Source organism: Chimaeribacter arupi, assembly GCF_002858805.1.
GTDB lineage: Bacteria > Pseudomonadota > Gammaproteobacteria > Enterobacterales > Enterobacteriaceae > Chimaeribacter > Chimaeribacter arupi.
In genome coordinates this window covers 41,026-49,206 of record NZ_PJZI01000037.1, presented here as the reverse complement: position 1 = coordinate 49,206, position 8,181 = coordinate 41,026, and the positions used below count along the sequence as shown (strand labels likewise).

10 protein-coding genes are annotated in these 8,181 nt (G+C 59.8%); 6 read left to right on the top strand and 4 right to left on the bottom strand.

The features are described from left to right. From rfaQ to CYR52_RS18655, 3 genes are all read left to right on the top strand, one after another. Nucleotides 1-795: putative lipopolysaccharide heptosyltransferase III (gene rfaQ, locus CYR52_RS18665; RefSeq protein WP_101829158.1), on the top strand; the 795-nt coding region annotated here is incomplete at its 5' end. Further along, nucleotides 792-1,919 carry a glycosyltransferase family 4 protein gene (locus CYR52_RS18660; RefSeq protein ID WP_072931528.1) on the top strand — a complete coding sequence of 376 codons (1,128 nt, stop codon included), beginning with the start codon at nucleotides 792-794 and terminating at the stop codon, nucleotides 1,917-1,919. The genes rfaQ and CYR52_RS18660, both read left to right, overlap by 4 nt. A gap of 1 nt (nucleotide 1,920) precedes the next feature. After that, entirely contained in the window at nucleotides 1,921-3,021 is a 1,101-nt protein-coding gene (locus CYR52_RS18655) for a glycosyltransferase (protein WP_101829157.1), read from the top strand. Nucleotides 3,022-3,071: 50 nt separating this feature from the next. On the opposite strand, the gene CYR52_RS18650 is transcribed toward CYR52_RS18655, so the two are convergent. Further along, nucleotides 3,072-4,088 carry a glycosyltransferase family 9 protein gene (locus CYR52_RS18650; RefSeq protein ID WP_072931646.1) on the bottom strand — a complete coding sequence of 339 codons (1,017 nt, stop codon included), beginning with the start codon at nucleotides 4,086-4,088 and terminating at the stop codon, nucleotides 3,072-3,074. Between the two features lie 122 nt (nucleotides 4,089-4,210). Here CYR52_RS18650 and waaA point away from each other — a divergent pair, with 122 nt between their 5' ends. The 3 genes from waaA to coaD are packed head-to-tail and all read left to right on the top strand — an operon-like array spanning nucleotide 4,211 to nucleotide 6,746. Next, the gene (gene waaA, locus CYR52_RS18645; protein WP_072931523.1) at nucleotides 4,211-5,488 is read left to right on the top strand and encodes a lipid IV(A) 3-deoxy-D-manno-octulosonic acid transferase; all 1,278 of its coding nucleotides are present in this window, start codon (nucleotides 4,211-4,213) and stop codon (nucleotides 5,486-5,488) included. Continuing rightward, the gene (locus tag CYR52_RS18640) at nucleotides 5,488-6,270 is read left to right on the top strand and encodes a glycosyltransferase family 2 protein (RefSeq protein ID WP_101829156.1); all 783 of its coding nucleotides are present in this window, start codon (nucleotides 5,488-5,490) and stop codon (nucleotides 6,268-6,270) included. Before waaA ends, CYR52_RS18640 begins: the two co-directional genes overlap by 1 nt. Next, the gene (gene coaD, locus CYR52_RS18635) at nucleotides 6,267-6,746 is read left to right on the top strand and encodes a pantetheine-phosphate adenylyltransferase (protein WP_101829155.1); all 480 of its coding nucleotides are present in this window, start codon (nucleotides 6,267-6,269) and stop codon (nucleotides 6,744-6,746) included. Before CYR52_RS18640 ends, coaD begins: the two co-directional genes overlap by 4 nt. Here coaD and mutM read toward each other — a convergent pair whose 3' ends face one another. From mutM to rpmB, 3 genes are all read right to left on the bottom strand, one after another. After that, complete coding sequence (gene mutM / locus CYR52_RS18630; RefSeq protein ID WP_101829154.1) at nucleotides 6,747-7,556, bottom strand: bifunctional DNA-formamidopyrimidine glycosylase/DNA-(apurinic or apyrimidinic site) lyase; 810 nt, start codon at nucleotides 7,554-7,556, stop codon at nucleotides 6,747-6,749. A 117-nt stretch (nucleotides 7,557-7,673) separates the two neighbouring features. Next, nucleotides 7,674-7,841, bottom strand: coding sequence for a 50S ribosomal protein L33 (gene rpmG, locus CYR52_RS18625; protein ID WP_004392084.1), 168 nt, complete (start codon nucleotides 7,839-7,841; stop codon nucleotides 7,674-7,676). A gap of 11 nt (nucleotides 7,842-7,852) precedes the next feature. Next, nucleotides 7,853-8,089 carry a 50S ribosomal protein L28 gene (gene rpmB / locus CYR52_RS18620; protein ID WP_072931514.1) on the bottom strand — a complete coding sequence of 79 codons (237 nt, stop codon included), beginning with the start codon at nucleotides 8,087-8,089 and terminating at the stop codon, nucleotides 7,853-7,855. Between the last annotated feature and the right edge of the window lie 92 nt (nucleotides 8,090-8,181).

Genomic DNA, 8,181 nt, shown 5'->3' with positions numbered 1-8,181 from the left:
CGCCGGTATGATCTGGTGGTCAACCTGGCGGATCAGTGGCGCAGCGCCGTGATCACCCGCCTGAGCGGCGCACCGGTCCGCATCGGCTTTGATTTCCCGAAACGCCGCCACCCGCTGTGGCGCGCCTGCCATACGCAGCTTGCGCCGACCGACGGCCATAACCGCCTGCACACAGTGGAGCAGAATCTCTCGATCCTCGCGCCGCTGGGGCTGACGCCTTTGGATCAGCACGTCACCATGAGTTACACCGCGGATGACCGGGCAGCCGTGACAACGCTGCTGGCCGCGCAACAGGTTGCCGTCCCCTATATTGTGGTGCAGCCGACGTCGCGCTGGTTCTTCAAATGCTGGAGCGAAGAGAAGATGGCTGAGACGCTGCGCGCCCTGCTGGCTGACGGCCACCGCATTGTGCTCACCTCGGGGCCGGATGCCAAAGAGCTGAAGATGGTTGCGCAGATCCAGGCGCTCTGCCCGCAGCCTGGGCTGGTGTCGCTGGCCGGGCAATTGACGCTGCGCCAGCTGGCGGCGCTGATTGATGGGGCGCAGCTATTTATCGGCGTGGACTCGGTGCCGATGCATATGGCTGCCGCGCTCGGGACGCCGTGCCTGGCGCTGTTCGGCCCCTCAAAACTGACCTTCTGGCGGCCCTGGCAGGTTAACGGCCGGGTCATCTGGGCCGGGGATTACGGCATCCTGCCGGACCCGGATGCGATCGATACCCGCACTGACCAGCGCTACCTGAACCTTATTCCGACAGACGCGGTGATTAATGCCGCGCGGGAACTCCTGTTATGACACCTTTCCGTTTGGCGATTGTGCGCCAGAAATACCGCCCGGATGGCGGTGCAGAACGTTTTGTCGCCCGCGCACTGGATGCGCTGGATAACCAGAACCTGGATTTGAACGTGATCACCCGTGAATGGCAGGGCGAAACCCGGCCCAACTGGCACCTTCACTTGTGCAACCCGGTGAAATGGGGCCGCATCAGCCGTGAGCGCGGCTTTGCGGAAGCGGCCCGCGCCCTGTGGCAGCGGGAGAAATTTGATCTGGTGCAGAGCCATGAACGCATTGCCGGCTGTGATATCTACCGCGCCGGGGACGGCGTGCACCGCCGCTGGCTGTTGCAGCGTGCACGGCTGCTGCCGGTGTGGCGGCGTAAGCTGCTGTTTTCTGACCGCTACCACCGCTATGTGATGTGCGCCGAGCGGGCGATGTATGCCGCGCCGGAACTCAAAGCCGTTATCTGTAATGCCGAGATGATCAAGCGCGAGATTGTGGCGGATTTCGGCGTGGCACCGGAGAAAATTTCGGTGATTTACAATGCCATCGACAGCGAGAAATTTGTCCCGGCGGAGGAAGCGGCGCGCCAGGCGTTGCGTCAGCAACTCTCCCTGCCGCCCACTGCACATTGTTTGATCTTTGTCGGCTCCGGTTTTGAGCGCAAAGGGCTGGCCGCCGCCATTCAGGCGCTGGCCGCCACCGACAGCTACCTGATTGTGGTCGGTAAAGACAAAGACGAAAAACGCTACCGCGCGCTGGCGCAGTCGCTGGGGTGCCTGAACCGCCTGCGCTTTATGGGCGTACAGAAACAGACGTTGCCGTTCTATCAGGCGGCGGACGCCCTGCTGCTGCCGACGCTTTATGACCCGTTCCCCAACGTCATCCTTGAGGCGATGGCCTGCGGCCTGCCGGTGATCACCAGCAACACCTGCGGCGGCGCGGAGTTTATCCGCCAGGGTGAAAATGGGTTTGTCTGTGATGCGCTGGATGTGGCAGCGCTGGTGGAGGCGATCCGCGCCCTGCCGGCCTGCGCGCCCGGCTCGGCAATGGGCGAAGCCGCCCGGCAACGCATTCTGCCTGCCACGCCTGCAGCCCTGTCGGCGCAGCTGATTTCACTCTATTCGAGGCTTCTGGACTGATATGCGCATAGTAATGATGATCGATGGCCTGGGCGGTGGCGGTGCCGAAAAAGTGGTGCTGACGCTGTGCGAAGGGATGCAGAAGATGGGCCACCAGATAACGCTGCTCTCCTTGCAGGATGTCTGCGCATACCCGATCCCGGCCGGGATTCACTATCAGGTAATTGCGGACACCAGCCGCGCACCGTGGCGCAAAATGACCGAATTGCCGCGCCGCGCCGCCGCGCTGGACAAGGTTCTCCGCCAGCTGGAAAACGCGCACGGCCGCTTTGACCTGGCGATCTCCAACCTGCACAAAACCGACCGCATTGTGCGCCGCAGCCGGGTGCTGGGCAGCGACCGCCTCTGGTTCTGCGTGCATGGCGTGCTCTCCCGCACCTATCTCGGCCACCGTACCGGGCTGGATCGCTGGCTGAAAAAACGGAAAATGGCGCAGGTCTATCAGCATCAAAACATGATTTCGGTGTCGCAGGCGGTAGCCGAGGATTTGGTTACCGGGCTGGGCGTGAAACCGAACGCCAGCGAAGTGATCAACAACCCGTTTGATATTGACGCCATCCGGCAGCTCGCTGCACAACCCTGTGAATGGGCCGGTAAGCCGTACCTGATTCATGTCGGGCGTTTCCATGAGCAGAAGCGCCATGACCGGTTGCTGAACGCTTATGCCCTTTCCGGCATCACCGCCCCGCTGTTGCTGGCAGGCACCGGCAGCGACGCCCGCACGGCCGCCATCAAAAATCTGGCGAACCAGCTCGGCATCGCTGACCGGGTGATTTTTATGGGCTTCCAGGCGAACCCGTTCCCACTGATTAAACACGCCTCGCTGCTGGTGCTCAGCTCGGACAATGAAGGATTCGGTAACGTCCTGGTAGAAGCGCTGATCTGCGGCACGCCGGTTGTGAGCACCGATTGCCCCGGCGGCCCGCATGAGATTCTGGAAAGTACCGGCATGGGCCGCGGCCTGTCAGCGCTGACCGCGGAATCGCTGGCGGAAAAAATCCGTGAAGGGTTTACGCAGCCCCTGCCGATTCGGGAAGCGGCGCTGCAAAAATACAGCATCCAGGCGATTTGCCGCCGTTATCTGGCGCTTTACCGCAACTGACGCGCCAGCCCTGCGCCATCATCACCGGCAGGCCGCCCCTGCCGGTGTGTTTACCGGGCGCTGTTTTCCAGCGCCTGCCATGCTTCATCCACGCTGACATCCTGACATTCACCGGACGCCGTCTGGAGAATATGGTACTCCCCTGACCACGGGTGCCAGGCGGCTTTATCCGTGTCACCGAAAAACACCACGGTGTTTTTCCCGAGTGCGGAGGCCAGATGCATCTGCCCGCCGTCACTGCACAGAATCGGGTTACACAGGCTGAAACCGGCAATCACTTCCCGCACTGAGGCGGTCGGGTAGAGCGCGACCCGGTCGGAGCCGCATTGCGCCATCAGCGCCTCTGCGCGCGCCTGATCGCCGATGTCATCGGGCGACAGCGTGCCCTGGGGCGACCAGAAGATCAGCACACCGGCATCAGGCTGCTGCACGATGCGCGCAATCACCTCCGCATAACGCTCAACCGGCCAGCGGCGTTTCGGGCTGCGGCTGCTGATGTGCACCCCATAAATTTTCTGCACCGGCGGCAACAGCGCAGCGCGGCGGCGGGCCGCCTCAGTGAGCTCCTCCGCCGTGGGGTAGACGCGCACCGGCGGCACCGGCAGCGGGGTATCGGTGATCGCCTTTAAATAACTGAAGGTACGCTCAACCTGGTGATGGCCGGAAAAGTCTGATTTGCCGAAAGGCCGCGCTATTTCTTTACGCCCCAGATCGGCCCCGATAATATTTTTCGCCCCCACCATGCGCGCCAGTTGCAGGCTATATTTGCAGGGTGAAGGGTTGGCCAGAATTACCGCGTCAAACTTCACCCGGCGTAATTTCAGGATAATCGCGGCGCGTTCCAGATATACGCTCAGCGCAGACTGGTTTTTATCGCGGTGCTTGGCTTTTTTATAGATAAAAAGATGATCAACATGGGGATTGTTCTTTACGACATCTTTGCTGACGGAATTAATCAGCAAATAGATATTGGCGTGCGGATGGGCGGTTTTTACCCCTTCGATTAACGGTGTAGTACAAACCAGATCACCAATATTATCCCGGCGGATAATCAGTATATTTTTCATTTTATCCTTTACGGCAAAAAGTGTCGCCTGCCCCGGACAGCCGCCCGGGCTGCGCAAGATAGCGCCTTTCGGCGGCAGGTATGATACTATTCACGCTACCCCATATAAATGAATTTGATAGAATGTTGCTGCGTTTATATCAGGTATTACTCTACCTCATCCAACCTCTGATCTGGATTCGCTTACTGGTCCGTAGTCGCAAATCCCCGGCTTACCGCAAACGCTGGGCAGAGCGCTATGGCTTCTGCGAAGGAAAAGTAATACCCGGCGGCATCATGCTGCATTCGGTGTCCGTCGGTGAAACGCTGGCGGCTATCCCGTTGGTTCGCGCCCTGCGCCACCGTTACCCCTCGTTGCCGATTACTGTGACCACAATGACCCCGACAGGTTCCGAGCGGGTGCAGTCCGCGTTCGGCAAGGATGTGCACCATGTTTACCTGCCCTATGATCTGCCGGGATCGGTAAACCGCTTCTTAAACAGCGTCAGCCCCAAGCTGGTGATTGTGATGGAAACCGAGCTGTGGCCTAACCTGATCAGCGCGCTGCATCAGCGGGAGATCCCGCTGGTGATTGCCAACGCCCGCCTTTCCGCCCGTTCCGCCGCCGGCTACCACAAAATCGGCGGGTTTATGAAAACCCTGCTGCGCCGCATTACGCTGATTGCCGCGCAGAATCAGGAAGATGGCGAGCGCTTCATCGAGCTGGGGCTGAAACGCAGCCAGCTGGCGGTGACCGGCAGCCTGAAGTTTGATATTTCCGTCACGCCGGAGCTGGCGGTACGCGCGGTATCCCTGCGCCGCCAGTGGGCACCGCACCGCCCGGTATGGATTGCCACCAGCACCCATGACGGCGAAGAGAGCGTGCTGTTGCAGGCACATCGCCAGTTGCTCGCTCAATTCCCCACGCTGTTGCTGATCCTGGTGCCGCGCCACCCTGAACGCTTCTCCACGGCCAAAGATCTCACCGCCAAAGCCGGGATGAGCTATACCCTGCGCAGCAGCGGCGAATTGCCGAACAGCGGCACCCAGGTGGTGATCGGCGATACCATGGGCGAACTGATGTTGCTGTACGGCATTGCCGATCTGGCATTTGTCGGCGGCAGCCTCGTCCCGCGCGGCGGCCATAACCCGCTGGAAGCGGCAGCCCATGCCATTCCGGTGCTGATGGGGCCGCACACCTTCAATTTCAAAGACATCTGCACCAAGCTGAGCGAGGCCGATGGCCTGATCACGGTTAACGATGCCGGAACGCTGGTGAAAGAGATTACCACCCTGCTGACCGATGAAGATTACCGCCTCTATTATGGCCGCCATGCCGTTGAGGTGCTCCACCAGAACCAGGGGGCGCTTCAGCGTCTGCTGCATCTGCTGGAGCCTTACCTGCCGCCCCGGAGCCATTGATGAGCGCCCGTAAACGCCTTTCCGTGGTACTGATTGCCAAAAACGAAGCGGACTTGCTGCCGGACTGCCTGCGCTCTGTGGCGTGGGCGGATGAAATCATCCTGCTTGACTCCGGCAGCCGGGACGCCACCGCAGAGGTCGCCCGGCAGGCCGGTGCCGCCGTTTACCAGAGCCAGGCCTGGTCCGGCTTCGGCAAGCAGCGCCAGCAGGCGCAGCAGTATGCCACCGGCGACTATATTCTGATGATCGATGCGGATGAGCGGGTCAGCGCCCCCCTGCGCCAGGCGATTGAACAGGTGTTGCAGGCACCGGACGAGGGTGCCGTCTATAGTCTTGGGCGGCGCAACCTGTTCCTCGGGCGCTTTATGCGCCACAGCGGCTGGTACCCGGATCGCGTTGTGCGTTTATATGATGCGCGGAAATACCGCTATAACGACAATCTGGTGCATGAGTCGCTGGAGACACAGGGCGCGCGCGTCATCGCTTTGCCGGGGGATCTGCTGCACCTGACCTGCCGCGACCTGCCGGCATTCCAGCAAAAACAGCTGGGTTATGCGCGGGACTGGGCGCAACAGCGCCATCAGCAAGGGAAAGGGTGCAGTTTCTTCTCCATCCTCAGCCATACCGCCGGGGCCTTCTGCAAAACCTGGCTGCTGCGCGCCGGTTTTCTGGATGGAAAACAGGGTTTCCTGCTGGCCGTGGTCAATGCACAATACACGTTCAATAAATACGCAACCCTGTGGGCGCTGCGCCATACCCAGCCAACAAGCGAGCCATCATGAGCAATAAAGCCATCTACCCCGGTACGTTTGATCCGTTGACCAATGGGCACCTTGAGCTGATGACCCGCGCGTCAGTGATGTTTGATCACGTGGTGCTGGCCGTTGCCGCCAACCCGGCCAAAAAACCGCTGTTCTCCCTGGAGGAGCGGGTCGCGCTGGCCCGGCAGGCGCTGGCACACCTGCCGAATGTCGAGGTCATCGGGTTCAGCAGCCTGATGGCACACTTTGCCGAACAGCAGCAAGCCAACATCCTGATCCGCGGTTTGCGGGCGGTGACTGACTTCGAATATGAGAAGCAGCTCGCCGCCATGAACCGCCACCTGTTGCCGACGCTGGAAACCGTGTTCCTGATGCCGTCTGAGCAGTGGGGCTTCCTCTCCTCCACACTGGTGAAAGAAGTGGCGCGCCACGGCGGCGAAATCGACCCGTTTTTACCGGCCCCTGTCGCGCAGGCGCTGAAACAAAAACTGGCCTGATTACTGCTGGCAGCGCGGGCAGAAGAAGGTACTGCGCTGCCCATGCCGTGCGGATTCAATCAGTGAACCGCACACCCGGCAAGGCTCACCCGCCCGGCCATAGACCTGCAACTCCTGGGCGAAATAGCCCGGTTTGCCGTCTGATTGCAGAAAATCACGCAGCGTCGTCCCGCCCTGCTCAATCGAGCGTTGCAGCACTGCTTTGATAGTGGTCACCAGCAACGCCGCTTCACTCTGCGACAGGGAGCCGGCCGCCCGGTCCGGCGCAATTCCGGCCATAAACAACGATTCGCTGGCATAGATATTCCCGACACCCACCACCAGTTTGTTGTCCATCAGCCAGGGTTTGACCAGCGTGCGCTTATTGCGTGCCTTTTCAAACAGGTACTCAGCCGAGAACTCATCATCCAGCGGCTCCGGCCCCAGGTGGGCCAGCACATTGCTGGTGGTCAGGTCTTCACACCACAGCCAGGCACCGAAACGGCGTGGGTCGGTGTAACGCAGCACGTAGCCGTTGTCCATCACCAGATCGACATGGTCATGTTTGCCCGCATCATGCTCCTCACGCAGCATCCGCAGGCTGCCGGACATCCCCAGGTGCACGATAATCCAGCCACGCGGCAGCTCAATCAGCAGGTATTTGGCCCGGCGCTGTACGCTGAGCACCGGCTGGTCGCTTAACGCCATAATCTCAGTGGAAACCGGCCAGCGCAGGCGGCTGTTACGGACAATGGCGTGTTGGATGGTATGGCCGACCATAAAAGGCTCGATGCCGCGGCGGCTGGTTTCAACTTCAGGTAATTCAGGCATGGAGGCTCCCGTTTACTGAACTGGTAAACACACCGCCCGGCCAGGCTGGGTGCCTGTGGCGGCTTCATAAAAACAAAAAACCCGGCCGAAGCCGGGTTTTTCATTAATCCACTAAAATTATTTAATTTTAGCTTCTTTGTAGATCACGTGTTGACGGACAACTGGATCGAATTTCTTCAGTTCCAGTTTTTCCGGCTTAGTACGCTTGTTCTTCGTGGTGGTATAGAAGTGACCAGTACCAGCAGAAGAAACCAGCTTGATCTTCTCGCGAACACCTTTAGCCATGATTCAGTTCCTTAATACTTCTCACCGCGGGTACGGAGATCGGCCAAGACCGCTTCAATACCCTTCTTATCAATAACACGCATACCTTTAGCAGATACACGCAGAGTTACAAAGCGCTTCTCGCCCTCAACCCAAAAACGGTGAGAGTGCAGGTTCGGCAGAAAACGGCGTTTGGTCGCGTTCATTGCGTGGGAACGGTTGTTACCGCTCACCGGGCGCTTGCCAGTAACTTGGCAGACTCGGGACATGTCTATTCTCCAAAAATCAAATCAGCTCGAGCTTCGTATAGGATTTGGCCGCCTCGTCAGGCTTTAGAGCCCATCTCAGCAAATTTCACTGA

Coding starts and splice junctions, on each gene's coding strand:
- CYR52_RS18650 (WP_072931646.1), bottom strand. CDS start 4,088: ATGAAAAATATACTGATTATCCGCCGGGATAATATTGGTGATCTGGTT.
- coaD (WP_101829155.1), top strand. CDS start 6,267: ATGAGCAATAAAGCCATCTACCCCGGTACGTTTGATCCGTTGACCAAT.
- CYR52_RS18655 (WP_101829157.1), top strand. CDS start 1,921: ATGCGCATAGTAATGATGATCGATGGCCTGGGCGGTGGCGGTGCCGAA.
- waaA (WP_072931523.1), top strand. CDS start 4,211: ATGTTGCTGCGTTTATATCAGGTATTACTCTACCTCATCCAACCTCTG.
- mutM (WP_101829154.1), bottom strand. CDS start 7,556: ATGCCTGAATTACCTGAAGTTGAAACCAGCCGCCGCGGCATCGAGCCT.
- rpmG (WP_004392084.1), bottom strand. CDS start 7,841: ATGGCTAAAGGTGTTCGCGAGAAGATCAAGCTGGTTTCTTCTGCTGGT.
- CYR52_RS18640 (WP_101829156.1), top strand. CDS start 5,488: ATGAGCGCCCGTAAACGCCTTTCCGTGGTACTGATTGCCAAAAACGAA.
- CYR52_RS18660 (WP_072931528.1), top strand. CDS start 792: ATGACACCTTTCCGTTTGGCGATTGTGCGCCAGAAATACCGCCCGGAT.
- rpmB (WP_072931514.1), bottom strand. CDS start 8,089: ATGTCCCGAGTCTGCCAAGTTACTGGCAAGCGCCCGGTGAGCGGTAAC.